We start from the raw sequence: 24360 nt of genomic DNA, 5'->3' as shown, positions 1-24360 counted from the left end.
GGGGGAAGGAACCGGTGATGCTGCTGGTCCGGGGAGTCCCTGACGGTGTCGATGTGCCGGCGGTCGGATCGTTGTCCACCGGCCTCACTCATGAGCTCAACAACGCGGCCGCGGCGGCGGTCCGGGTCAACGGGGCGCTGCGGGAACGGGCGGGCAAGATGTGACACAAGTTGGCCGTAATCGCTCATGGCCCCTATTGCCGCGAGGCACTGGCCGACCTCATCGAGATCCAGGCAGCACCGCCGAACGCGTCGCCAAGGCGCAGGCGCTGAGCCCCCGGAGGCGTCCGACCGCGAGGGGGAGCTGGCCGACTGGCTCGACGACCACGGCATCACGGAGGGCTGGCGGATCGCACCGAGCAGCACGGCAGCCTCCACGTCGAGTGCGACGAGGCAGGCGGCTGGTGGTTGCACCTGCGACGCTGCGCCCAGTGCGGCCACGCCGGATGCTGCGGCTCGTCTCCCGCCCAGCACCGCCACCGCGCACTGGAAGTCCCCCCGTCATCCCTTGGTGCGGAGCTTCGAACCAGACGAGGAGTGGTTCTGAGCTGTACCAGTCGGCGCCGGGACGGCCGACCTGGTCCCCCGGAACCGGACGCGGCACCTGCACCGCTGAAAGCACGCGCTCATGCGTGTGCTTCGTCGGCCACCGAGGGGTCGAAAACCGCCCGCACCGCGTCACCCGGCTCCGCCGGGGGAATGCGGGCAGGTATGCCGGAAATGATCAGCGGTCTCGCCGCCCGTATCTCTCAACGCCGTCGCGACCCCGTCGCGGTCCAGGCACTGCGGTCCACCGCGGCGGCCGTCATCAGTTACGTCGTTGCCCTCCGCCTCAGCAGCGAGCCGAATCCGCTGACTGCTCCGCTGACCGCCCTGCTCGTCGTCCAGGTCACTCTTTACTCCACGTTGACCACCGGCATCCGGAGGGTGAACTCCGTGGTCGTCGGCGTCCTGATCGCGATCGCATTCAGCGTGCTGGTGGGACTGACCTGGTGGAGCCTGGGCCTGCTCATCCTGGCCTCTCTTGTGGTGGGCCACCTGGTCCGGGTCGACGAGTTCGTCCCCGAGGTCGCGATCAGCGCGATGCTCGTCCTTGGGGTCACCCAGGTCGCGGACACCGCATGGGACCGGGTCCTGGAGACGCTGATCGGCGCTGCGGTCGGACTGCTGGTCAACCTGCTCGTCGCGCCGCCCGTATGGGTCGGCCCGGCGGGTGCCGCGATCACCGATCTCGCCATGCGCATGAGCGGGCTCCTGAACCACATCGGCGACGAGTCCCTCGGAGCCGTCAAGGTGGAGCAGGCCGCGGCCCGGCTGCACGAGGCACGCCGGCTCGCCAACGACATCGCGCAGGTCGACGCGTCCCTCCGGCAGGCCGAGGACAGCCTCCGCCTCAATCCGCGGGTCAAGGAAGGTCTGCTCTTCCGGCTGGTGCTCCGGACGGGCCTGGATACCCTGGAGATCTGCGCGGTGGTGCTGCGTGTGGCCTGCCGGACGCTGACGGACCTGGCCAAGGCGCGCCCCGACGGTCCGCTCTTCGCGACGGAGACCACGATCGCCCTAGGGCAGGTGCTCAGGCACACGGCCTTGGCCGTGGAGAGCTTCGCCCAGCTGATCACCGCGCAGGTCAGCGCCAACGCGGAAGAGGCCGAGGCCCGCCTGACGGGGGAGCTGGCCGTGGCCCGGGCGCACCGCGACCGCCTCGCGGACCTGCTGCTCGCCGACGTCGGCCAGGACCCGTCCCAGTGGCAGCTGCAGGGCGCACTGCTCGCGGAGATCGACCGGGTCCTCGACGAACTGGGAGTGGACAACCGTTCCCAGCGCCTGCTGGAGGAACTGGACCACCACACCCGCAGCCGGCGCAACGGCCGGCTCCGCGAGCGTCTGCGACGCCGCCGCTCCGACCGTGGTCTGCCGCCGGAGTGAGACAGCCGGCACTTCGGCGCCCCCGGCAACGTGGTGAAGCCGACCCGTCGCATGCACGTGATCATCCTGGGAAGCCGCGCCTCTCTGGAGGCCTCGTGGGTGGATTCCCGGAGGCCATGGTCACCGGCCCGGCTACTTCGACGACTCAGGGCCGCCCGCGCCGGACGGGTGGCGTTCTGGGCTCCGGGCGACGGCGCCGGGGCGGGCAGGCGGACAGCACGTCACGCACATGCGCACCGGAGAAAGGGCAGGCGCCCCGCACGGCACGGGGAGCTCTCCGGGAACTGGCAGCAGGCTGGCCCCCTCGTGAGAAGGGCGGCTGTCATGACGGGTTTCAACGTAGAGGGACGACGACCCAGGGCCGCGGTGGTCACCGGTCCGACTCCAGTATCGGCTGGGCCACTGCCGTGTGGTCGGCCGCGGCCGGGATGGACGTCGGCATCACCTGGCACACCGACGAGCAGGGCGCCGAGGACACGGCGGCGGAGGTGCGGGCCTACGGCGGAAGGCGACCTGGGCGGACCGTTCCCCTGCTACCAGCGCGCCGCTCACCGGATGATCGCCCAGGGGGACGGAGACCGGATCGTCAACGACACCTCCGCGCACGAACACCAGCCATGGGTGGGGGCGCCCCGTACTGCGCGGCGAAGGGAGGACTCGGCTTGCTGACACAGGTGATGGCCCTGAAGCTGGCCGATCACGGCATCACGGTCAATTCCGTGGCTCCGGGGGCGAACGCCACCCCGATTACCGGCCAGGAGGACCAGGACGTCCGCCGTACGTCCCGGCCGGGCATCCCACTGGGTGGGACATCGGCTAGATCGACGTGTGGTTCTGATGGATGGGTCGGCCCGGCGGTAGGGCCCCCAACGGGTGAGCCAAAGCGCGATAGTTGTCACATAGGCAGGCTTGTTGTCACCTGCGAGGTTGGGCGCCGGACTCGGGGGTGTTGGCCGACTCCATGGTGGTGGGTCGGCGTCCGCCGCAGCAGGCCACCACTACTGTCTCCGTGGAGTTCAGGAAGATCGTGAACCAGGATGACCTGTCCATCGCGTCGATGGATCCGGTACGAAGCGGCTCTTCCCCGGCTCGCAGAAGGATGTCGACACTCTCGGCCGCGCCATCGACCGTGCGGCCACGCTCCAAGGAGTGGTGCATTCGACGCCGGAAGACGCCTGCGTGCCGGTTGGCAGGGACCAGGCCGTCCCAGACGACGAAGTCAGCCCCGGCGATCAAGGCGTTACGCGCAGGTCCGCATGCGGGAGTCTGGTCGCGGAGCATCGCGATGAGGTCGTCGCGAGTCACACTGCGCCCCCGTGACAGGAAGACCAGTGACCGACTATGTGTGACAACTCCCGCGCCTCTCTGGTGACAGTCCGGCTGCATCGACCTGGTTTCTGTGCAGCCTAAGCGGTGCCGCCGGCGACAACTACGGAGCCTCGGCTCAACGGGTGGGCCCCGGGTCAGCCCGCGCACGCCATATCGGCGCGGGCTGCTGCGACTCCAACCGGGCCCTGCCCGGGCCCCACACACTTCCGTGGCACGAGCAGCAGCCCCGGACGCAACCGCAGTCAGCATCCGCCCACAGCTCCCCGGGCTGCTCCATGCCGTCCTCACCCTGGACTTCCATTCGGCGGCCGGCCCGGATGGAAGCCGACGACGCGTTCTCCGCAGAGCGCGAGGGCGCGTACTGCCTCAAGCCGCGGCCGTCGGGTTCGCCGGTTCGGCGGGGCGGCTGTATTCGGCGTTGATGCGCTGGGCCACCATCACCGTGCTGACCGCCCGGGCATGGCTCACCCTCTGCCATTCCGCGTGCGCGGCCCACACGGCCGCCCACATCTCCAGCGGTCAGGACTTGCCGACACGGCCCCGGGTGAGCGTCAGGTCCATGGCGACGAACGCCCCCAACCCCAAAAGCGCAGCAAGGTGCAGCACCCACCAACCACGTTCAAAGCTGCTGACGCGGCCCGCCGAGACCACGTCGTTCCCGAGCAGCACCAGCGGAAAGGTGACGGCGCACAGAAGACCCACGACCCTAAGGGCACGAAACCGCGCGTGCGGCTGGATGGCGCGGCAGGCGATGGTGAGCATGCCAAGGAATGAGAGCAACCAGGGCCAGGTCAGCAGCCCACGCCAAGGGTCCACGGCCGGGAAGAGGTCCAGCCCCAGGACGTCCTCTGTCAGCAGGAAGACACCACCCTTTGAGCTTCCGCCCTCGTACTCGAAGAGCATGGCCGGCAAGGGCATCGCGGCAGCGAGCACCGCCAACACTGCGGCACATGTCAGCAGCGCTGCCGTGACGAGGCTCCAGCGAGGCCCGTAGGCGTCCGGCAGGGCAGGCCGGAGGGCGCCGGCAGCCGGGCCCGGCTGCCGCACTGGCGCGTACGGACGAACGGAGCCCGTGTACGGATCCCCGCCCACCAACGAGTGGCCCGCCGAGGTTCCCACCTCGACGATCCGCACGTGTGCGGGCGCGTACCGCCGCGTCTTTGCGGTCAGCTTCCCGAGGTCGAACTTCCGCCGCTCCACCGCCACATGGAGCTGTGCGGGCATCGACGCATCGGGTGGCAGCACCCCGGCCCCGGCGGGTACGGCCACACCGTCGCGCAGCTGCGTGCCGATCAGAACCTGCGGCCCGAGCGCGGCCGACTCGGCGACGACAAAGGCGGTGACATCGGTCCACGGCAACCAGACATGGCCGATGCGCACGCCGGAGGAGTCGAATTGGAAGAGGACGCGCCGCGCGTCGAACCACGTGAAGACGTACGGCACCAGCAGCACGATGACCGTGCCGCCCTTCACGTCCAGGGCCAAGCCGAGGACCAACGCGACACCCACCAGAGCGCCGATGAGGCCCCAGAGCTTCGCGAGGTCGGATGGGGAGAACGGCCCTGTGACACGGTAGCGCTCCCAGCGAGCGCGGCGGCGCGCAGTTCTTGTCGGCGGCACGGGTGCGGGTTGCGGACGGGTCATGCTGCTATCCCCTGGTGTGTGCTTCAGGCCAACACGGAACGCGGCACCTCTCAGGCGCCCCCAGCGAGCCAGGGTCGGCTCGCGGAACGTTTGTACCGCACGCCGGTGTTGGGCCGGCCACACCGTGGGCAGCCGGAGACGAGGATCACAGAACAGGGAGCCGGACCAGAGGGCAGTTCCGTCACGTTGTTCCATCTCGGCCTGTCCGGCCTGTCTGACTGATCGGTTGGTCCGGGTGTCTCGCCGTGTTCGGGGTGAGCCAGCGCGTCATGAGGTTGATCGTCGCGAGGCGAAGCGCGGCGGCGGAGCGCTGCCGGAGAGTGGTCATGGGCAGGTACGCGTGTGCTCTGCTCTGCGGGGTGGGCCCCCACGGACCGACGGTGGTTGGCCGTTTCCGGTGGCCGCTAGGGTGATCGACATGATGGGGGCAGCGGGCGACCTGGTGGGCGGGCGGTATCTCCTGGTGGAGATGGTCGGGCGGGGAGGGATGGGGCGCGTGTGGCGTGGCCGCGACTCGCTGCTCGACCGCGAGGTGGCGGTCAAGGAGGTGCTGCTGCCGCCCGACACGGCGCCACACCTCCGGTCGGAGCTGATCGCGCGCACCGAGCGGGAGGCACGGGCCGCAGCCCGGCTGCGGCATCCGGGCATCGTGACGGTGCACGACGTGGTGCACCATCAGGGTGTTCCGTGGATCGTGATGGAGTTCATCACCGGGCCCTCGCTAGCCAGCCTCGTCAGGGCCGAAGGAAGCCTCGGCTGGGAGCGGGTAGCCGCCCTCGGGGAGATGATCGCCGACGCCTTGGCCCACGCGCACGCCGCCGGGGTGGTCCACCGCGACCTGAAGCCCGACAACGTACTGCTCGCCGGTGAGCGTCCGGTCATCACCGATTTCGGCATCGCCCGGATCCTGGACGCCACCCAGCATCTGACGGCGACGAATACCGTCATCGGCACTCCGCAATACATGCCGCCGGAGCAGTTGGAGGGCCGACGCGTGGGGGCCTCGGCGGACATGTGGGCGCTCGGTGCGACCCTGTACACCGCGGTCGAGGGACGCCCGCCGTTCGACGGGTCGACCCTGACAGCGGTCATCACGGCCGTGTTGACCCAGCCCGCGCCGTCGGCGGTGCGCGCGGGCGCCCTGGCGGACCTGCTCGGTGAGCTGCTGTCCAAGGACCCGGCACGGCGCCCTGACGCCGTGAGCACGCGGGCGCGGCTGGATGCCGCCCGGTCGGCGGCGCCGAGCGCCGTGGCCGCGGTGCACATCCCCACAGTGAGGGTGCAGGCCCCGGCGGTTCCCGCAGACGTGGCCGCGCTCGCGAGCGCGCCCACCGCGGCGGCACCGGCCGTCCCCGCCCTCGCGTCGTCGGGGCCGCGCCGCCGTGGTGTCCTGCTGGGCATATTGGCCGCCGTCGGCGCGGCATCGGGGACGGTCATCGCCGTGCGCCAGTTCGCCGACCACGACGCCCAGTCCACCAAGAACCGGGCCGTCGATCCATGGAGCGCACTCACCGTTGCCGACAGCACCGTGATGTCGCTCGCCTACAGCCCTGACGGCAGGGTCTTGGCCGTGGGCTGCCAGGACGGCACCGTCCGACTCTGCGACACCACCACCCGGACCGTTGCCGCAACCCTCGCCACGAAGGCCGAGGAGGTGCGGCACCTTCTGTTCAGCCCCAATGGCAGGACCCTCGCCACCGGCACGGCGCTCGGTGCGTCCAAGGCCGAACTCTGGGACGTGGCGAGCCGCACCAGCCGCTCCACCCTCGACCGCTACGGCCCCATCGGCAACGTGCTCGCGTTCAGCCCCGACGGCAGAACTCTCGCCGTATCCGGCGACGACGACCTCCTGATGTGGGACACGGCCACCGGCACACTCACCGCCACGCAGACCGGCGACCGGAACTGGCTGAACGTCCTGGCCTACAGCCCCGACGGGAAGACCCTCGCCATCGGCGGAGAAGGAGGCCGGGAAAATGCGCTGCGGCTGTGGACCCCCGGCTCCAGCAAGGATCCCGCCGTGATCGAAATCCTCGACGGAGCAGTGGAGTCGGTGGCGTTCACACCCGACGGACGGGGCGTCATCACCGCAAGCAAGGGGAAGAACGGGCTGCGCCTGACGGACCTGGCCAACCCGGCCGGCACCGCGACCACCGTCCTTGGCCAGGAGATCGTCCAGCGGGCGGCAATCAGCCCGGACGGCAGCACCGTCGCCGCCGTCATCAACTCCGACCGCACCGTCAAACTCGCGTTGTGGTCCCTCGCAACCCGCACCCGTACCACCACCGCAGACCTCAGCAGCACCCTTCGGGGCGGGATCCCGGTGCAGCCGGTCTTCAGCCCCGACGGACGGACGCTGGCCACCGCCAGTGAGGACAACACCGTCCGACTCTGGCCGCTCCCTATCCAGGCCGCTCACCCGTAGCCACGGCCTCTGGTCGGCACAGAGCCCAAGGACTTCTTCGGCTGGATCGTCGTCCTCGTCGGAGGCGCCGTCGGTGCGTGCGGAATCGCACTCATGTGGGTCACGATCAAGCACCGGAACCCGAACCATGGGCATAACCCTCCGGGTGGTACACCGGCGTGTGCACAGCACTGCCGCAGCTGTCGTACCCCGCGGTAATCTGCGGACCGGTCCGCAGCATGGGGAGTGGTATGGGAACCGTCACGGGATTCGATCCCTCCGCCGAGCACGAGAAGACCCGCGCCGCGCTGGGTGCCGTAGTCCCGCGGCTCGTCCGGCTGTTGCGCGACGTCCCCGACCTGGACGCGGCCTCCGGTGTCCCCGTGTGGACGGTGGGCGACGTCGGCTCGCACCTCTCGGCCGTGTACGTCGGGTACTCCTCCGCCAGCAGCGCCGACGAGTCCATGGACTGGGACAGCATCCTGCCGGCGGGAGAAGGGCCGTTCAGCGAGCGGATTGCGGCCATGAACGCCACATCAATAGGCCTCTTCGGCGGCAACGACAGGGCCCGTCTGGCCGACTTGGTCGCCGAGTGGGGCGAGGTGTTCCTGCGGGTCACCGAGCACCTCGCCCCGGACACCCCTGTCCCCGTGCCCTGGTTCGGGCAGGACATCACGCTGGCGACGGTGACAGGCCTGATGCTCAGCGAGAGCCTCGTGCACGGTCTGGACATCGCCCGCGGCGCCGGACTTTCGTGGCCGATCAGCCCGCACGAGGCGCGCCTGGCACTCGGTCAGACACTACCGACGACGATGCCACTGGCCCTGGACTCCGAGAAGGCACGGGATGTCAGCATTGCCTTCGACCTCACCATCAAGGGCGGCCCGCGGCTGGCGGTCGTCGTCAACGACGGAACGGTGACGGTGGCTCGCGATGCTCCGCCACGCGCCTACGACTGCAGGATCACGGCGTCGCCGACCGCGTTCCTGCTGGTCTCCTTCCGGCGCACGCCGACCTGGAAGGCGATCGCGCGCGGCCACATGCGAGCCTCCGGCCGCAGACCGTGGCTCGCCATGCGGCTCGGCGAACTCATCGCCACTCCCTGACCCAGGGATTCGACGTCAGCGAGGTGATCGGCGGGATGAGCTTGCACCCCGCTTCGTGGAGTCCCCGGCCTGCCCCAGATCCCGTGTCGTACGGTCTGGCGTCGCGGTCGCTCACCGTCCGCGACGGATCTCACCGAACCCGCCGGTGCCGCCGGTACGTCCGAGAGATCTGAACCTACCGGGAATCAGGCGGCGACGACCTCCTGCTCGCGGTCCGGCGTTTTGACCTTGGGCTCCTTGTTCGGCAGCGCGAGCCGGAAGACCTTGCGCCAGGCGGAGAACACCTGCTTGGGCAGCGGGCCGGTGACGTACTCCAGCTCGTACTTTTCGAACAGCGCGCGCACCTTCACCGCGACCTCGGCGTACCGGTTGCTCGGCAGGTCCGGGAACAGGTGGTGCTCGATCTGGTGCGACAGGTTGCCGGTCATGAAGTGCATGGCCTTGCTGCCGCTGATGTTCGCCGAGCCCATCATCTGGCGCAGGTACCACTGGCCGCGTGTCTCGCCCTTGATCGACCGGCGCTCGAAGACCTGTACGCCCTCGGGGAAGTGCCCGCACATGATCACCGAGTGGGTCCAGATGTTGCGGACCAGGTTCGCGGTGAACGTAGCGGCGAGCGTGGGGAGGAACGACGGGCCCGAGAGCAGCGGGTGGATCACGTAGTCCTTGAGCACCTGCTTGCGGATCTTGCGCCCCACGGCCTTGGCCCGCGCGCGGAACTCCGGGTTCTTGCGGCGGCGCTTGTGCAGGTTCTTGCCGAGCTCCAGGTCGTACGCTGCGATGCCGTACTCGAAGAAGCAGGCGTTGAGGAAGTTCCACAGCGGCTGTCCGAGGTGGAAGGGGTGCCACTTCTGGTCCTCGTCGACGCGCATGATGCCGTAGCCGAGGTCGTTGTCCTTGCCGATCACGTTGGTGTACGTGTGGTGCAGCTCGTTGTGCGAGTGCTTCCACTGTTCGGACGGGGAGACGTGGTCCCACTCCCAGGTGGTGGAGTGGATCTTCGGGTCCCGCATCCAGTCCCACTGGCCGTGCAGGATGTTGTGGCCGATCTCCATGTTGTCCATGATCTTCGCCACGGACAGCCCGGCGGTGCCGAGCAGCCATGCGGGCGGGAAGATCGAGAACAGCAGCACGCCCCTGCTGACCAGCTCGAGCTTGCGCTGCGCCGAGATGACCTTACGGATGTAGGCGGCGTCTTTTTCGCCGCGGTCGGCGATCACCTCGTCGCGGATCGCGTCCAGCTCGCGGCCGAGCTCCTCGATCTGCTCCGCGGTCAGGTGGGCGGTGGGGTCGATGGCGGTCAAGGTGCTCCTACCGTTCGATGTCGCAGGGGCCCGCCGCGGCGGACACGCAGGTCTGGATGAGGACGCCCGGCTCGGCCTCGGTGATCTCGCCGGTGCGCAGGTCGCGGACGGCGCCCGCCTTGAGCGGCGTGATGCAGCCGAAGCAGATGCCCATGCGGCACCCGGAGGGCATGAGCACGCCGGCCTCCTCGCCGATGTCCAGCAACGGCGTGGCGCCGTCCGCGTCGACGGTCTTGCCGGTGGCGCTGAACGTGACCTCGCCGCCGTCGCCGGCGACGACGATGGTGGGTCGGAAGCGTTCGGTGTGCAGGCGCTCTTGAACGCCGTGCCCGGTCCAGTGCTCTTCGGCGGCGTCGAGCAGGCCCGCGGGTCCGCAAGCCCAGGTCTCGCGCTCGGCCCAGTCGGGCACGAGTTCGGCGAGACGGGCGATGTCGAGCATGCCGTCTGTGTCGGTGTGCAGCTCGGTGAGACGCAGCTTCTTGTCCGCGACCAGGTCGTGCAGCTCGTTGCGGAAGATCACGTCTTGCGGCCGTGGCGCGGAGTGGACCATGACGACGTCGTCGAACTCGAAGTCGCGCAGCATGCCCATCACAGGCGTGATTCCGCTGCCAGCCGTGAGGTAGAGCACTTTGGCGGGCTTGGCCTGCGGCAGCACGAAGTCACCGGTCGGCTGGTCGAGCTGGATCAGCGTGCCCGGTTTCGCCTTGCGGACCAGGTGGTTGCTGACCTTGCCGTCCGGGATCGCCTTCACGGTGATCGTGACGCGGCCGTCCTGGCGGTTCGTCGGCGAGGTGAGCGAGTAGGCACGCCACAGGCGCACCCCGTCGACGTCGACCCCGATCCGCACGTACTGACCGGCCGTGTGGCCGCGCCAGCCCCGTCCCGGCCTGATCACGATGGTCGCGGCGTCACCCGTCTCGGGGTGCACGGCCTCGATGCGCCCACGCAGGTCGGCGCCCGCACGCAGGGGGCTGACCAGGTCGAGGTAGTCCGACGGCAGCAGCGGCGTCGTGACCATCTCCAGCAGTTTCCATGCCCTACTGCGGAGGGCTGCACTCGTCATGACTCCAGCTTGATGCGCCTCAGGACGTAAAGTCCTGTCCGCAGGACGTAAATCTGGTCGGCCGAATTGTTCGCAAGGAACAAAAATATGAGCCATGCATTCCGAAGGGCCACCGAGCTGGCCCTGGATGAGACGACGGTCACAGCACTTCGGGCCGCGCTGAAGACCACCGCCGACGAGGTCGTCCAGGCGATCATCGACGAGGTCCCGTCCTACGCCAACGCCCTTTCGGGCCGCATGGGTGGCACCATCCGCCGAGCCGTCCGCACCGCGCTGGGGCACTACCTGGACCTCGCGAGCGGGAACGCCACGGGCGGCGACGGCGATGACGCAGCTTACGAGCTGGGCCGTGGCGAAGTGCGCGACGGCCGTTCGATGGACGCCCTGCTCAGCGCCTACCGCGTCGGCGCCCGTGTGGCCTGGCGATGCCTGGCAGCGGGTGCCGTACCCGCAGGTCTGCCCGCCGCCGAGGTCGCCAAGTTCGCCGAGCTGACCTTCGCCTACATCGACGAGCTCTCGGCCGCGAGCGCCGCGGGCCACGCCGACGAACTGGCCGCCCGGGGCAGGGCCCACGAGCGCCACCTGGAACACCTGGCCCGCGACCTCCTCGCCGGCGCGAGCCCGGACGTGCTGCTGGCCTCTGTTCAACGGGCCGGGTGGCAGCCTCCGGTTTCGCTGACCGCGATCCTGCTGCCCGCCGCCCAGGCCCGGCCTGCCTACCGCGCGCTCGACCCGAGCACCCTCGTCCTCGACGATCTGCCGGATGCCACCGGTGTGCTGCTCGTCCCCGATGCCGACCGATCACATCTCTTGCGGCAGCTAACCGACCGCACCGCCGTGGTCGGCCCGGCCCGGCCATGGACTCGTGCGTCCGCCTCGTACGCACGAGCCGTACGCGCGCGCTCCCTCTCCTCTGATATCCGCGACACCGAGGACCACCTGCCCGAGCTGGTGCTGAGCGCCGACGTGGACGCGTTCGCAGACCTGCGTGCCCGAGCCCTCGCACCGTTGCGGACCTTGCCCGTCGCGACCGCACGCCGGCTGGAGGAGACGTTGCGGGCGTGGCTGCTGCACCAGGGCAGGCGGGACGAGGTGGCGGCGGCGTTGTTCGTCCATCCCCAGACAGTCCGGTACCGGATGTCGCAGCTGCGGGAGCTGTTTCCGGATCTCGCATCGCCACACCGGGTCCTTGAACTGACGCTGGCGGTCGGTCTTCGGGTCGCCTGACGTACTTCGACCGTCCACGACCGCGTCCGCGAGCGGTCCAGGAATCGTGCCTCGTTTTCGCCATCAGCTGGCTCATGCGGCCCGGGGAAGAGCGGTATGAGGCAGGGGCAACCGCCCATCGGCGGTTCAGCGAGTGGTCGAAGGCGCGGGTTGCCCAGTGGCCGGGCGCGGCTGTCGCTCGCCAGATGGACTTTCGCACTCAGGCCGCCGCGGGAGCGTCCGAGTGCGTGATGGTCGGGTTCCGACCGACCGGGCGCCCCTTTTACTGGCCCCGGCGGAACGCCACGTACACCGCCTTTCGCGAGGTCGGCCGCGTCATCCGCACCGTGCAACTCCTGCGGTATCTGACGGACGCGCCGCTGCGCCGGCGGGTGACCGCCGCGACCAACAAGATCGAGTCGTTCAACCAGTTCTCCCAGTGGGTCGGCTTCGGCAACGGCGGCGTGATCGCCGACAACGACCCGTCGAGCAGGAGAAGACCGCGAAGTTCAACGCGCTGCTGTCCAATGCGGTGATCTTCCATGACGCGCTCGACATCGCCGAGATCGTGCGCCGGCTGCAGGCCGAGGGGATGGGCATCGCCCCGGAGGACCTGGCACAGGTCTCGCCGTACCTGACCGAGCACATCCGGCGCTTCGGCGAATACTCCATCCACGAGCTCGGCGACGAGCCCGACGCGTACGACCCGCGCCTGGACGTCGACTTCACCCTCTACGCGGCGACGAGCCGGCGACCGAGGGGTTTTCACAGGCCGCGTGAGCCCGTGTCCCGAGTCGGCGTCCGTCAGATCACCGCTCCACCTGGTCGGGCGTGATCTTCACGTCTCCGTGGGCTCCTGATCGTCGTGTTCTTGCTCCTGCGCCCAGGTGATCGCCCATTCGTCGAGCGGACGGAGGGCATCACGGAGTGCTGTCCCCAGTCGAGTGAGCTCATAGCCATCGGCCGAGGGGGCGATGATCCCGCTCGATGTGAGTTCGCGGAGCCGCTGGTAGAGGACGCTGGATGACAGCCCTTCGCACCGTGCCAGCAGCGCGCGGGCGCCGAGCGGACCCATACGCAGTTCCCAGAGAATTCGCAGCGCCCACCGACGACCGAACAGGTCCATCGCGGCCATGAGGGGACGGCCGGTAGTCGATCCACGAACCGGTGTTCCTGGGCGGGGTGTCGGCATGGCCCTCCTTGCGTTTCGTTATTCGAAACACTAGCATCCACCCCAGCTGTTTCTGATTTCGAAACGAACTCGACGGGAGAGCCGATGTCGCGGATAGCCCTGCTGAACCCGCCGTACACCGACCAGGCCGGCGCACTGCTCGCGCGCATGATGCCCGGGGACGCCCCGCCGATCGGGCTGTTCCGCATGTTCGCCACAAACCTCCCGACGGCCGGCGCCATGCACGGGCGGGGTCGCCACGAGTTGGGCAGCCAGCTGACGTCTCTGGACGGAGGTCGTCATGCATAAGCTTGTTGTCCTGTATTCCGAGCCCGCCGACCCTGACCACTTCCGCGACTACTACGTGACCAACCACCTTCCGCTGGTCAAGAATTGGCCCGGCCCGCTTGCGTGGCGATACAGCTTCGACGTGGCGGCGCTCGAGGGAGAAGCGCCGTATTTCGCGGTCTTCGAAGCCGACTTCGCTGACGCCGCCGCCATGGACGCGGCGCTGGCGTCGCCGCACGGCCAGCGGCTGGCCGCCGATGTCGCCAACTACGCCACCGGCGGTGCGGTCATCATCCACTATCCGGTGCAGGACGGCACCGGCTGAGGCAGGCCGGTACGCTCCGGGACGCGTTCGGTCGGCCGCTTAAGAAGCCGTATCTCAACCGAACATGATCCGTTGATTTCTACTGGTCAGGCATGGTGTAGCTCGGAATGAGAGAGGCCTCCGGCGTCTTGTTTCCGCTCCGTGAGCGAGGGGTGCGCGATGGCGTCGGTGCTGGGAATGCTGGAGGAGCGGGAGACAGCGGCCCGTGTGCGGGTGGAAGGGCTACGGGAGGAAGTCGCGCGGTAGGCAGAGGTGTTGGAGGCCGCCGAGATCGAGCTGGACCGGCAGGTGATCGCGCGGGAAGAGCGGGTCGAGGCCCTGGCAGCCTCGGCTGCCGAGACCACCGCCGGGACCGAGGCCGAGGAGAAAGCGGTGCTGTCGCTCGCGCCGGTGCCGGGCTCGACGGTGCCGCCCTGGCGGGAAGGGCTGCCGGTGACGGTTCTGACGCCGGACTATCAGCGCATTCTGGGCGCGCTGGAACAGCAGCGATCCACGGGTCACGGACCGCTTCGGGCCAAGGAGATCGCGGTGGAGCTGGGCCTTGACGCAACGCCGGCGAAGGTCGAGGGGCTGCGGTCGAAAGCCCGGCGCCTGGCGGAGCGCGGGTGGCTCCTCCTGGAGGCGTCGGGGGCGTGCAGTGCCGGCCGGCGGACCGTGGCCGTCCCAGACGCCGGCTCATCCGCGTGACGATCGGCCACCGGATCATCGCCTCGCTGGTGGCGGGCAGGGTCTCGTAGTCCCGGGCCAGACGGCGGGAGTTCATCAACCACGCGAACGTGCGCTCTGCCACCCACCGCCTCGGCAGTACCACGAACCCTGCCATGTCGTCGCTGCGTTTGACGATCTCCAAGGTCAGGGCGAGTTTGTCCCGGCACCAGCCGACGAGGGAGCCGGTGTAGCCGCCGTCGGCCCACACGAGGGTGATGTCGCGGTGCAGACGGCGCAGCCGCATCAGCAGGCCCGTCGCGGCGTCCCGGTCGCCGATGTTCGCAGCCGTGACCGCGACGGCCAGGAGCAGGCCGAGGGTGTCGGTCACGATGTGCCGCTTGCGGCCCGGCACCTTCTTCCCGCCGTCGTAGCCGCGTGAGGCGGCCGGCGCCGTCGCGGCGGCCCGCACCGACTGCGCGTCGATGATCCCCGCAGTGGGCTCGCCTCGCGGCCCTCGCGCTCACGGACCGTCCCGCGCAGCCGGTCGTGGAACTCGGCGATCAGCCCGTGCTCGCGCCAGCGGCGGAAGAAGGCGTAGACCCGGCCCATGCGGGGAAGTCCGCGGGCATCGCCCGCCACGAGCTCCCGCCCGCGACCAGGTAGCGGATCGCGTCCAACAGCTGCCGGTGGCAGCAGCCCTCGGGCCGTCCATCCCGCCCCTGGAACCAGGCCGGCACCGGCAGCAACGGCCGGACGGCCGCCCACTCCGCGTCCGTCATGTCCGACGGATACCGGCGCACCCGGTCCGGATGGTCGGCCGTGTTGCCGTACACGTGCGCGAGGCAATCGCACGACACGGCGGGCGGGTTGAAGTCAACATGCTCGGGCACGTTCAACAAAGACAACAGGGCATCCGGGAACCACTCGGAATGGGATCGCACCCCCGAGCTACCTGGAGGCCCTGCTTTCACGCGCGGAAACCGCCGCAGTCACCCGATCGAGACTTCCGTTCGATCGACAGCCTTCGAGATCGGTACGGGCAACAACCACTTACGTGTCCGGATGCTCCGGCAGGGCGAGCCAGTCCGACCAGGAGATCTCGCGGCCGAGGAAGCGCGGCTGCTCGAACGGCCAGTCGGCGGCGATCCACTGCGGCACCAGCGCGTCGAGGGCCTGCTCGACCTTGCTGCCCACCAGCTCGTCCACCACCCACCAGGAGATCTCGCCGTCCGCGCCGGCCCTTTCCGGTGGGTCGATGTAAACGCAGCCGAGCAGAGCTGTCTCCGCCGCGTCGAACAGCGCGTAGTTGAAGGACTGGTGTGCGGCGATCTCCTTCTCGTGCCGCAACAGGTCGGCCTGGTCGGCCTCGTAGGTCATGGTGGCCGCGGGCCAGCCCCAGGCCGGGCCGAAGATGGTCCACAGCCGCTCGCGCGAACCCATCACAGCCGGATAGTCGAGCGGGGTGTCCGCCTCCCGGATCGGCCGCAGGTGATGGCCACCGCCCGGCAGCGGTACCAGGACGGGGTGGACGAAGTCATCGGGAAGCCAGCTCATAGCGCCCGACCGTAGCAGCGCGCAGCCGTCCGCTCCCCTGGATTTTCCCCGTATACCGCCAAGCCCTGCTCTCATGCCGGGCAGGGCCCGCGATCACCCGATCGAGACTCCCGTTCGATCGACAGACTCGATGATCGGCATGGCAACGGCTTCTCGGTTTCACTGACCCGCGACATACACGGCGAGTGCGAATGCGACCTCGCAGCTGGGCCACTGACTGTCCCTCATGCCCAGTGAGCTTCGCGTCTGCTGGAAGGCCAGCGTCAGCGAAGTGACGCCGACCGGTGCAACGAGGTGACGGATTCACCGTCCGGTAGTCAGCGGTGCTGACATCCTGCATGAAGGTGTCGTCCACCCTGTAAGAGCCGGCCTCCGGACTGGCGGGCAGCCCGGAAAGGCCGGTCAGGTGCCGAAGAGACGCAGGACCCGTGAGGCGTCGCGCAGGTCTTCGGGGGTTGGGGATGTCCCGGTCAGGGGCATCAGGTGATCGTTGCCGCAGGTGCCGGGCTGCTGGTGGTAGACCTCCCAGTCCCAGTCAGCAGCGGCGGTCGGCCGTCGCCCGTGCTCCAAGTGATGACCGGGTAGTACACGGTGGTTCCGACGCTCCGGCTGGTGCTGCCGGCATCCGAGGCCGGCGCGATCCGGGTCTCCTCAAGGCGGGTCACCACGCCCCGCGCAGTACCGCCCTCCCTCAGCAGGAACCGGACGCGTCGGATCTTGAGGGAGGCGACGACGCCGATGACCGACCCCGCGGCGGTGAAGACCTATGCGAAGAGCAAGAGGATCTGGGAAGCAGACACAGGGTCGTCTCGATTCTGGAGCCGAAGAACTCCTGACAGCATGCCAGTGCGGCGATCTCCTCTTGCGGCAGGGGCGTGGCCGGGACGGCCCTCGGCGCAGCCCCGCCGACGGTCTCCTCCCGGAGGAGGAGGCCGGACCGGGCCGCAGGTCCCGGACCAGGGGTGGACGGGACCGCGGTCCTCGTGCCCTTGGGTGATGTGCCGTACCGGGGCGGGTTCCTAGCCTCGGGGCATGCGATCACACGAAGCGGACGATGCTCAAGGAGACCCCGTGACCACTGTCAGCCCCGCCGCACGCCGCGCCTTGGCCGTGGGCCTCACCCTCGCCGCCTGCCTCACGTCCTCCCCCGTCCTGGCCACGGCCGCCGAGACTCCCGCCCAGGACAGCTCCGGGGCCGGACTGGACCGGTACTACCGCCAGCACCTCGGCTGGGGCAGCTGCATCAAGGGCCCCGACGACACCACGGGCCGCGATCTGGACCAGGCAGGCGTGCAGTGCGCGGACGTGACCGTGCCCCTGGACTACGCCGACCCCCGGGGGCGCACGATCACCGTGGCGATCTCCCGGCTCAAGGCCACCGACACCCGCCACCGCATCGGCGCGATCCTCCTCAACAACGGCGGTCCGGGCGGTCCCGCGCTCCAGTCCCCGCCGCAGGCCCGCGCGTCGATGAAGGAGGTCGGTGCGCGCTACGACATCGTCGGCTTCGACCCGCGCTTCATCGGGCGCAGCACCGCGCTGGACTGCGGCTTGCCCGTCGGCATGACCTGGCTGTCCGCCGGCACCGGCCGGGCGGGCTTCGACCGCCAGGTCGCCCTGCAGAAGAGCCTGGCCGACAAGTGCCGGGCCACCGACGCCGCGGTGCTCCCCCACATCACCACCCGCAACACGGCCCGCGACATGGACGTCATCCGCGGCACGCTCGGCGAGCGGAAGATCTCCTTCCTGGGCTACTCGTACGGCACCTACCTGGGCACGGTCTACACGCAGATGTTCCCCGGCCGCCACGACCGGATGGTGCTGGACGGGGCGATCAACCCGAGCGACTACCGCCCCCGGCTGCTGAAGGGCACCGAGCGCGAGAACGAGAAGGCGCTGTCCGACTGGGCCTCCTGGGCCGCGGAGCACCACGACACCTACGGCCTCGGCCGCAGCCGCGCCGAGGTGCTCGCCGCCGTCGACCGCATCGTCGCGGCGGCCGCGCGCGGTCCGCTGACCATCGGCGCCGGCGCCGATGCCTTCCGGATCGACGACAGCCAGGTGCCGCTCCTCCTCTTCTCGGGCATAGCGGACGACACCGCCCCGGCGCGGGCGTCGTTCGGCGAGCTGCTTTCCGTACTGGCCAAAGCCGCGGAGGGCCGGCCGACGATCGTGCCGCCGATGCTCGTCCCGGAGCTCCGGTACGTGCTGCGCGGTGAGGGCGAGCCCACCGGCGCGCAGTCCGCCGTGATCTGCGGGGACGTGGCCGCCGCGCGCGATCCCGAGCTCTACTGGCGGGACATCGAGCGCAACCGCACCGCGCACCCGCTGTTCGGCGCTCTGACCAACAACATCAACCCGTGCGCCTTCTGGGACTCGCCGCGCGAAGAGCCCACCCGGGTGCGGCGCGATGCCCCTGCATTGATCGTCGCCGCCACTGGTGACCCGCGTACGACGTACAAGGGAAGCGTCGAGCTGCACAAGCAGCTGCCGAGCTCCAGGCTGGTCACCCTCGAGGGCGCCAACCGGCACGCCCTCTTCGGGCGCTACGGCAACGCGTGCGTGGACGACCAGGTCAACCAGTACCTGGCCACCGGCAAGTTGCCGGCGAGGGACCGGACCTGCGTCAAGCAGGCAGGGTAGCGGCCCGCGGTTCACGTTCCGAGTGCGCGGGCCAGCAGCATTCTGCGGTTGTTCGTCGCGGTCTTGGCGAACACCGACTTGAGGTGGTCCTGCACGGTGTGCTCGGAGACGAACATCTGGCGGGCCACCGTGTGGCTGTCCCGCCCTTCACCAGATGGCTGTCACCGAGGAGATCGAGCGAGACGCTCTCGCGTCGCCCTGACTAGATTCTGAAGTTGGATCGGCCCCGCCGAGCCTCATGGATCCGGAGGCTCGGCGGGGCCGATCTGTAGGGTCGAGCCGCCTCAGGACTCGATGATGCTGCTGAGGAACATGACGGTTCCAGCGAAGGAAACCACTGCAGTACCGGCCGCGACAGCCGGATCGAAGCGCCAGGTCCAGATGCCAGCCGCAGCCGCGACGATCACGCCGCCGAAAAGGATGAGGGCGGATCGCAGGGACACGATCGGCCCACCAGGCGTGGTCACGCGGCAGCTCCCGGGTTCTTGCCGGGTGCCGGGCGCATCCAGTCCATGAGGTCGTACTTGTGGACTCGGGTGTAGCCCAGCGGGGACAGCGGCTCGGACCTGAATACGATCTCTCGCTTTCACGTCAGTACGCGACCGGGGCGTCTCTCGCTCAACGACAGTGGATAGACCCCAGCGACACCGAGTGGCAGGATTTCCGTGACCACTTCAGCCTCCGCAAGGTTGCCCTCGGTACCTGCGACCGGCCCTATGGGACCCCTTGCCGGCATGAAAACGCCTGCGTCAGATGTCCCATGCTCCGCCTGGACCTGGCTCAGGAGCCCCGGCTGCTGGAGATCGAGTTCAACACGCGCGACCGTCTCGGGGAGGCCCAGCGGATGCAGTGGCTCGGCGAGGTCGCCGGACTACAGGAGAGCCTGCGGCACATCGCCGTCAAGAAGCAGCAGGCCGAACGCCTACAGGCACAAGCAGGGCAGGGAGAGAACGGAGCCAGCTCCCTCAGCTGAACAATCACATTGACCAGCGTGGGCGGCACAGAGATCGTAAGCCCATGACGGACAGCACCTGGCTCAACCGCGATCACCAGCTCATCCCTGGCAAGGAGCTATTTCGCAGCGAACGCAGGTTCCACCTCTTGGCCTACACGGCGAGCCACAGCCAACTCCTGATGCGGAGCGTCGGCCAGCCCGATGAACCCGGCGAGCCCGAGACAACCATTGACCTGCTCTTCAAGCCCGCCGCTGTGGTGAAGATCAGCACCGGCTACCGCGGCTTGGCGATCAGATGCGCGACCGCGGCCGAGAGCGAGCAGGTCAAGGCCGATCACGCCGGCATGTCCTTCGGCAGAGACGATCGCGTCTTCGTTCTGGAGAGCCAGGGCGAGTCCGACTACGTGGTCGCCATGGCCGTCGGCTGGACCGAAGGGGTGCTCGGCCGCACGCAACAGAGCTTCTTCAACGACTTCTACCCCGCCAGGCCGATCATCTGGCCCAGCCAGCCTCTCTTCGGAGTCGACGCCGGCCTCAACATCGCCTCGGCCCAGGAACTCATCGACGCACTGCTGGCTGAGAACCCCACGATCCGACGAGAGCGTCACCGCCACGTCTACGTCGTCATGACACGGGTGATCCGCCCCGAGGGACCCGACGTCACCGGAGCGGGCATCTTCCTGACCAGAGCCGACGCCGAGGACGCCCAAGCCGTGATCACCGCGAAGTCAGTCGACTGCTGGATCGAGGAGCTCCCGATCGCACTCTGACTGGGATCTGCTCAGGCACCCTCGAAAGTGCAGAAAAAGATTTTCGCGTCCTGCGGGCAGGAGGCTTTCCTCGAAGGCCATGTCCACGCGCTGAACACGCTTGGTGGCGTCCCGTACGGGAAGATCCGCTACGACAATTTGCGGGCGGCGGTCGCCCAGGTGCTGGGCCTGACCCGCCGCCGGGTGGAGTCCGAGCGGTGGACCGCATTCCGCTCGCACTATTCGATCACCAGTTTCTACTGCCACCCGGGTATCGAGGGCGCCCACGAGAAGGGCGGGGTCGAGGGACAGATCGGCTGGTTCCGCAGAAACCACCTGGTCCCCGTCCCGCAGGTGGACACCCTCGCGGAACTGAATCTGCTGGTCGAGCAGTGGGATCGCCAGGACAACGACCGCCGGATTCGGCTCCGCCCGGCTACTGATCTTCTGCCGTCCCAGGCCGGAGAGCCGGAGGAGTCCTATGCGGCCGCCTTCACCGCCCTGCGGGAGTTCCTCACGGATGTCCACGTCCACCTCACGGCCAGACGGAAGCTCCAGTCGCGCTGGCCGGCTGATGCCCACCGGTCGGCGCACCGGCCCCACCGGCGTCCGCCGCGCCGAGTCCGGCACATGCCGGATCGCGATAGAGCGGGTCAGAACGGCGGGACCGGAACGATAGGGAACAGGTCGATCACCCCGTCACCTCCAGCAGGCCGGCGTGCTGGGCATAGAGGCGGACACCCAGGAGCACGTTGAGACCTGAGGAGTCGCAGAAGGACAGGTCAGTGGTCGACGACCACCTCGCGGCCGCCGGTCGCCCGCTCCATCGCCGCGGCGAGGTCCGCGCGAAACGCCTGGGCACGGTCCGTGTCCATCTCCCCCGACACCCGGACCACGACAGGCCGCCGCGGCCCGGTCCAGTCGTCACGCCCCACGCCTCCTCCACGTGTGACTCAGCGGACTCCGCGGCTGGACGCCTCGCATCATGCCGGGGCGCGGCCACGTCGAACGACTCCCCGGCGGCGGCTATAGTTTTGTGGGCCTACTCGACTCCCGCCTGACGGCCCGTCGCCAGATCGCGCAACGGCCCGACCGGCGAGAGCTGCGACTGCAGCTTCCGGGCGCGGAGCACCAGCTCCAGGGCGAAGCGCTGGTCGTGGTCGTCCAGCGCGTCTCCCCACAGCTCCCTGAGCTGGCGCATCCGGTAGCGGACCGTCTGGGGGTGGACGCCGATCCGCGCCGCCACTTCCGCCGCGCCGCCCCGGGTCTGGAGCCAGGCCAGCAGCGTGTCCGCGAGCCGGTCCGCCTGGCCCGGCCTGCACGAGGCCAGTGGTGCGAGGCAACCGGCGGCCATGTCGTCGATCAGTTCGGCGGGGGGCAGCAGGAGCAGTGCCGTTGTGTGCTCGGAGCAGTCGAGCACACCACGGGACGGCAGGATCCCGGCCGTGATGAGCCCGATCGCCGTCTGCGCCCAGTGCAACGAGCGAGCCGCCTGGGCCAGCGGTACGGTCGGCCCGAGCGCGCCGGTCCAGCCCGGGAGTGCCTGGCGCAGCGCGTCAGCCCGGCCGGCCTGTGCGGAGCCTGGGACGACCAGCCGGGGCTGCTCGCTCTCCCAGTCGAGCAGGACGCCGGCGCCGAGTGCTGGCGGCAGGAGCACGTTCTCGTTGCGGTGGAGGACTGCGATCGCAACCGTGTCCGGGAGCCGCCAGCCGATGTTGGCGGCGTACTGGGCCGTCGCCTCAAGGTCGGTGGGCTGGTCCGCCAGCAGCAGCCCGACCAGGCGGCACTGGCGGCGGAGCCGTTCGCCGGCGGCCAGGGACTCGTTGCTGAGCTGGTCCCAGGCGGCCTCGCCGACGAGGGCTTCGATGTAGTCGAAGCCGGCCTCGGCTAGCTCGTACATCGCGGCGGGCGGGATCCCGACTCCGTCCGCGATCTCGGTGAGTCTGCGCCAGGACACCCGGGCTCCGAAGCGGTAGACCGCACGCATGAAGTCGAGCGCCGGTCCGGGCAGGGTCTCGCACCGGTCGAGGGAGGCGGCGACCTCGCGGAAGCGTACGGCGCCGTCCCCCGCGATCTTCGGGCCGCCGGCCGCCCGGACACTCTCGACGAAGGGGCCGAGGGCCAGCCTGATCCGAGTGAGGACCCCCGAGACACCGTGGTCGTCGAAGATCTCCACGACCTGCGGGAACTGGGCGTGGATCTGCTGCATCACCTCGAGCGAGAGCGTGGGGATCTCGTTGGAGGCGAGGCTGATGAACCGCTCGGTGTCGGCGGCGCTGACGGTGCTCCACAGGGAGGCCGACCGCAGCGCCGCGGCAGCCGGGGCAAATTCGGTTCGTACGCTCATACGGGCAGCCTCCCTGGGAGTGAGTCGGGATCAGCCTGTGAAGGAGACGAGCGGCACGTCGGGTCGGACGGGAGCGGCGGTCGTGAGGGCAACCAGGCCGAGTACGGCGGCGATGGCAAGGAGTGCCCCCGTCGCGGCGGTGAGGACGATGGCGAGAACGGGGCGTCGGGTACGCATGGCTGCGGAATGTCCCTTTCGTGAGCCCCGAGCGAGCGGGGCGGTACGACAGGCGACAGCATTCGCACCGGCCCGGTCCCGTGCCCGCACAGTTTTGCCCTGGCGTTGACAATCCGTCAAGGGGGGACCTACGGTTCCGCGCTCAGGGGATGTACACGGGGCCTGCCTCACCTTCGGCAGCCGTTGGGGACCTTTCGTCGCACCACTGCCTTCAGCACCGCACGGTCTGTGCCGACCCCAACCCCTTACGGAGCGTAATCATGCCCGTGCCCACAGGTCAGATCCTCGACCAGCCCGCGGGGGAACTCCCCGAACCTGCTCCGGCTCCCCTGCGCCTCTCCCGCACCGGCCTGGTGCTGACCGCCGTCGCGGCCTTCCTCCTGGTGCTGGCCCCGCTCCTGCACTGGTACGCGCTGCCGAACCTGCGCAAGACGCCGATCGACACCAGGACCACCACCGTCTTCACCGGCAGTGGCACCGTCTTCGACACCAAGTCCGTCGCCGTGAGCCCGGTCCAGGAGCTCACGCTCACCCGGCGGGTGGTGGGCAACGTCTCACAGAGCGGCCCGACCCGCGCGGTCATGGACATCTCCACACAGATCGACACCGCCGCCACGCTCGAGTTCCGCGACCCGCGCAAGTCCGTCCAATGGACGGTGGAACGCTGGGTGACCGACCGCCGCACCAACCTGCCGCTGCACTCGCACGGCGAGAGCCCCGCCTTCTCCGGCGAGGCGTACCTGAAGTTCCCGTTCGGCCTGGCCAAGCGCCCGTACGTCTACTGGGACTCCACGCTGGGCGGCACTGTGACCCTTGATTTCCAGGGCACCGCGGCCGTGAACGGCCGGACCGGCTACCGCTACGGGACCGTGCTCGCCGCGACGAAGGTCGGGACCCAGCAGGTCCCCGGCAAGCTGCTCGGACTGGCCGATCGCAGTCAGGTCGTCGCCGACCGGTACTACGCGAACGGCGGATTCAGCGTGGTCGTGGACCCGGTCACCGGCACCGTGATGGACGCCCGTACGCAACCGCTGGTGACCCTGCGGACCTCGGCGGAGGGTCCTGACCTGCTGGCCCTGCTGCGGGCGGATCTCACCATGACGGCGGAGAGCCGGGGCGGCCAGGTGCGGACCGCGCAGGCCGCCGCCCGCAAGCTGGATCTGGTGGGCACCACCGCCCCCGTCGCCGCCAGCGTCGCGGGCCTCGTGTGCCTGCTGGCGGCGGGCGTGCTGCTGCGCCGTCGCTCCTCGCGGTGAGACCCGTCGCTCGCAGAAGTGATAGAGCGTTCACCTATTCCACGTGAACTCCACGGGAATTTAGCAATTTGGTGAGTAGTACCGGGCGGTAGCAACAGCCCAGACTGGCGGCGCGCGCCATCCGCGCGCCGCCAGACGCACATCCCCCGGTCCCTCCCGTGCGACTGCCCCACCGGTCACCCCCGGTCCCCTGAACCCTGCACGCCCCGCATATCCCTGCCCTCAATGCCCTCAATGCCTTGAGCACCGCCCCTCCCAGGAGCTCC

The 24360-nt window shown here is 69.4% G+C and carries 21 protein-coding genes and 7 pseudogenes; 16 read left to right on the top strand and 12 right to left on the bottom strand.

Going from position 1 to position 24360, the window contains the following annotated elements:
- Nucleotides 1-59 precede the first annotated feature (59 nt).
- The 4 genes and pseudogenes from OG625_RS38070 to OG625_RS38055 form a co-directional block, all read left to right on the top strand.
- A pseudogene (locus OG625_RS38070) lies at nt 60-372 on the top strand (histidine kinase); the annotation flags it as partial.
- A pseudogene (locus OG625_RS38065) lies at nt 342-543 on the top strand (UBP-type zinc finger domain-containing protein); the annotation flags it as partial. The pseudogenes OG625_RS38070 and OG625_RS38065, both read left to right, overlap by 31 nt.
- A 167-nt stretch (nt 544-710) precedes the next feature.
- Nucleotides 711-1925, top strand: a complete 1215-nt coding sequence (locus tag OG625_RS38060; RefSeq protein WP_329390073.1) for an FUSC family protein — start codon at nt 711-713, stop codon at nt 1923-1925.
- A 389-nt stretch (nt 1926-2314) separates the two neighbouring features.
- Nucleotides 2315-2731, top strand: a pseudogene (locus OG625_RS38055) (SDR family NAD(P)-dependent oxidoreductase); the annotation flags it as partial.
- Nucleotides 2732-3773: 1042 nt separating this feature from the next.
- Here the strand turns inward: OG625_RS38055 and OG625_RS38050 are convergent.
- A complete protein-coding gene (locus OG625_RS38050) occupies nt 3774-4898 on the bottom strand; it encodes a hypothetical protein (protein WP_329390071.1) in 1125 nt (374 codons plus the stop codon).
- A gap of 418 nt (nt 4899-5316) precedes the next feature.
- Here OG625_RS38050 and OG625_RS38045 point away from each other — a divergent pair, with 418 nt between their 5' ends.
- Entirely contained in the window at nt 5317-7323 is a 2007-nt protein-coding gene (locus OG625_RS38045) for a WD40 repeat domain-containing serine/threonine protein kinase (RefSeq protein ID WP_329390069.1), read from the top strand.
- 230 nt (nt 7324-7553) lie between these two features.
- Nucleotides 7554-8408, top strand: coding sequence for a maleylpyruvate isomerase N-terminal domain-containing protein (locus OG625_RS38040; protein WP_329390067.1), 855 nt, complete (start codon nt 7554-7556; stop codon nt 8406-8408).
- Nucleotides 8409-8593: 185 nt separating this feature from the next.
- Here the strand turns inward: OG625_RS38040 and OG625_RS38035 are convergent, their stop codons facing one another.
- Both OG625_RS38035 and OG625_RS38030 read right to left on the bottom strand, forming a co-directional pair.
- Nucleotides 8594-9712 carry a fatty acid desaturase family protein gene (locus OG625_RS38035; RefSeq protein WP_329390065.1) on the bottom strand — a complete coding sequence of 373 codons (1119 nt, stop codon included), beginning with the start codon at nt 9710-9712 and terminating at the stop codon, nt 8594-8596.
- Nucleotides 9713-9719: 7 nt separating this feature from the next.
- The gene (locus OG625_RS38030) at nt 9720-10775 is read right to left on the bottom strand and encodes a ferredoxin reductase (RefSeq protein ID WP_329390064.1); all 1056 of its coding nucleotides are present in this window, start codon (nt 10773-10775) and stop codon (nt 9720-9722) included.
- An 87-nt stretch (nt 10776-10862) separates the two neighbouring features.
- On the opposite strand from OG625_RS38030, the gene OG625_RS38025 reads away from it, so the two are divergent.
- Nucleotides 10863-12002 carry a PucR family transcriptional regulator gene (locus tag OG625_RS38025; protein ID WP_329390062.1) on the top strand — a complete coding sequence of 380 codons (1140 nt, stop codon included), beginning with the start codon at nt 10863-10865 and terminating at the stop codon, nt 12000-12002.
- Nucleotides 12003-12157: 155 nt separating this feature from the next.
- Here OG625_RS38025 and OG625_RS38020 read toward each other — a convergent pair.
- Nucleotides 12158-12281: pseudogene (locus tag OG625_RS38020) on the bottom strand (IS5/IS1182 family transposase); the annotation flags it as partial.
- A gap of 47 nt (nt 12282-12328) precedes the next feature.
- Between OG625_RS38020 and OG625_RS38010 the strand changes: the two are divergent.
- Nucleotides 12329-12816, top strand: a pseudogene (locus OG625_RS38010) (Tn3 family transposase).
- Nucleotides 12817-12819: 3 nt separating this feature from the next.
- Here the strand turns inward: OG625_RS38010 and OG625_RS38005 are convergent.
- Nucleotides 12820-13116, bottom strand: a complete 297-nt coding sequence (locus tag OG625_RS38005; RefSeq protein ID WP_329390060.1) for a winged helix-turn-helix transcriptional regulator — start codon at nt 13114-13116, stop codon at nt 12820-12822.
- A gap of 141 nt (nt 13117-13257) precedes the next feature.
- Here OG625_RS38005 and OG625_RS38000 point away from each other — a divergent pair, with 141 nt between their 5' ends.
- The 3 genes from OG625_RS38000 (at nt 13258) to OG625_RS37990 (ending at nt 14452) form a co-directional block, all read left to right on the top strand.
- Entirely contained in the window at nt 13258-13461 is a 204-nt protein-coding gene (locus tag OG625_RS38000; protein WP_329390059.1) for a hypothetical protein, read from the top strand.
- Nucleotides 13454-13765 (top strand): EthD family reductase, encoded by a 312-nt coding sequence (locus OG625_RS37995; RefSeq protein ID WP_329390057.1) that lies wholly within the window; start codon nt 13454-13456, stop codon nt 13763-13765. Before OG625_RS38000 ends, OG625_RS37995 begins: the two co-directional genes overlap by 8 nt.
- 255 nt (nt 13766-14020) lie before the next feature.
- Nucleotides 14021-14452: a hypothetical protein gene (locus tag OG625_RS37990; protein ID WP_329390055.1), complete on the top strand. Its 432-nt coding sequence runs from the start codon at nt 14021-14023 to the stop codon at nt 14450-14452.
- Here OG625_RS37990 and OG625_RS41525 read toward each other — a convergent pair.
- Together OG625_RS41525 and OG625_RS37975 are read right to left on the bottom strand one after the other, a co-directional pair.
- Nucleotides 14430-15192 (bottom strand): annotated as a pseudogene (locus tag OG625_RS41525) (IS5 family transposase); the annotation flags it as partial. The gene OG625_RS37990 and the pseudogene OG625_RS41525 overlap by 23 nt on opposite strands.
- Nucleotides 15193-15463: 271 nt before the next feature.
- Nucleotides 15464-15967, bottom strand: a complete 504-nt coding sequence (locus OG625_RS37975) for a GNAT family N-acetyltransferase (protein WP_073492597.1) — start codon at nt 15965-15967, stop codon at nt 15464-15466.
- A gap of 1071 nt (nt 15968-17038) precedes the next feature.
- On the opposite strand from OG625_RS37975, the gene OG625_RS37970 reads away from it, so the two are divergent.
- Nucleotides 17039-18610, top strand: a complete 1572-nt coding sequence (locus OG625_RS37970) for an alpha/beta hydrolase (protein ID WP_329390051.1) — start codon at nt 17039-17041, stop codon at nt 18608-18610.
- 11 nt (nt 18611-18621) lie between these two features.
- Here OG625_RS37970 and OG625_RS37965 read toward each other — a convergent pair.
- Together OG625_RS37965 and OG625_RS37960 are read right to left on the bottom strand one after the other, a co-directional pair.
- Nucleotides 18622-18747 (bottom strand): annotated as a pseudogene (locus OG625_RS37965) (LuxR C-terminal-related transcriptional regulator); the annotation flags it as partial.
- A gap of 147 nt (nt 18748-18894) precedes the next feature.
- Nucleotides 18895-19077: a hypothetical protein gene (locus OG625_RS37960; protein ID WP_329390049.1), complete on the bottom strand. Its 183-nt coding sequence runs from the start codon at nt 19075-19077 to the stop codon at nt 18895-18897.
- A 293-nt stretch (nt 19078-19370) separates the two neighbouring features.
- Between OG625_RS37960 and OG625_RS37955 the strand changes: the two genes are divergently transcribed.
- From OG625_RS37955 to OG625_RS37945, 3 genes are read left to right on the top strand one after another with little or no spacing between them, the layout of a single operon-like run.
- Nucleotides 19371-19583 carry a hypothetical protein gene (locus tag OG625_RS37955; RefSeq protein ID WP_329390047.1) on the top strand — a complete coding sequence of 71 codons (213 nt, stop codon included), beginning with the start codon at nt 19371-19373 and terminating at the stop codon, nt 19581-19583.
- 44 nt (nt 19584-19627) lie between these two features.
- Nucleotides 19628-20335, top strand: coding sequence for a hypothetical protein (locus OG625_RS37950; protein ID WP_329390045.1), 708 nt, complete (start codon nt 19628-19630; stop codon nt 20333-20335).
- A 27-nt stretch (nt 20336-20362) separates the two neighbouring features.
- Nucleotides 20363-21070 carry a hypothetical protein gene (locus OG625_RS37945; protein ID WP_329390043.1) on the top strand — a complete coding sequence of 236 codons (708 nt, stop codon included), beginning with the start codon at nt 20363-20365 and terminating at the stop codon, nt 21068-21070.
- Between the two features lie 26 nt (nt 21071-21096).
- On the opposite strand, the gene OG625_RS37940 is transcribed toward OG625_RS37945, so the two are convergent.
- The 3 genes from OG625_RS37940 to OG625_RS37930 all read right to left on the bottom strand — a co-directional run bounded on the left by OG625_RS37940 (nt 21097) and on the right by OG625_RS37930 (nt 22838).
- On the bottom strand, nt 21097-21249 hold the full coding sequence (locus OG625_RS37940) for a hypothetical protein (RefSeq protein WP_329390041.1): 153 nt from the start codon (nt 21247-21249) through the stop codon (nt 21097-21099).
- 107 nt (nt 21250-21356) lie between these two features.
- A complete protein-coding gene (locus OG625_RS37935; RefSeq protein ID WP_329390038.1) occupies nt 21357-22661 on the bottom strand; it encodes a helix-turn-helix domain-containing protein in 1305 nt (434 codons plus the stop codon).
- Between the two features lie 30 nt (nt 22662-22691).
- The gene (locus tag OG625_RS37930; RefSeq protein WP_329390036.1) at nt 22692-22838 is read right to left on the bottom strand and encodes a hypothetical protein; all 147 of its coding nucleotides are present in this window, start codon (nt 22836-22838) and stop codon (nt 22692-22694) included.
- Nucleotides 22839-23098: 260 nt separating this feature from the next.
- Between OG625_RS37930 and OG625_RS37925 the strand changes: the two genes are divergently transcribed.
- Nucleotides 23099-24094 carry a DUF3068 domain-containing protein gene (locus OG625_RS37925; RefSeq protein WP_329390035.1) on the top strand — a complete coding sequence of 332 codons (996 nt, stop codon included), beginning with the start codon at nt 23099-23101 and terminating at the stop codon, nt 24092-24094.
- The last annotated feature ends 266 nt before the right edge of the window (nt 24095-24360 follow it).

The sequence above is a fragment of the Streptomyces sp. NBC_01351 genome, from assembly GCF_036237315.1.
GTDB lineage: Bacteria > Actinomycetota > Actinomycetes > Streptomycetales > Streptomycetaceae > Streptomyces.
The sequence above is the reverse complement of the archived record's forward strand: the minus strand, read 5'-3'. Positions and strand labels throughout refer to the sequence as shown.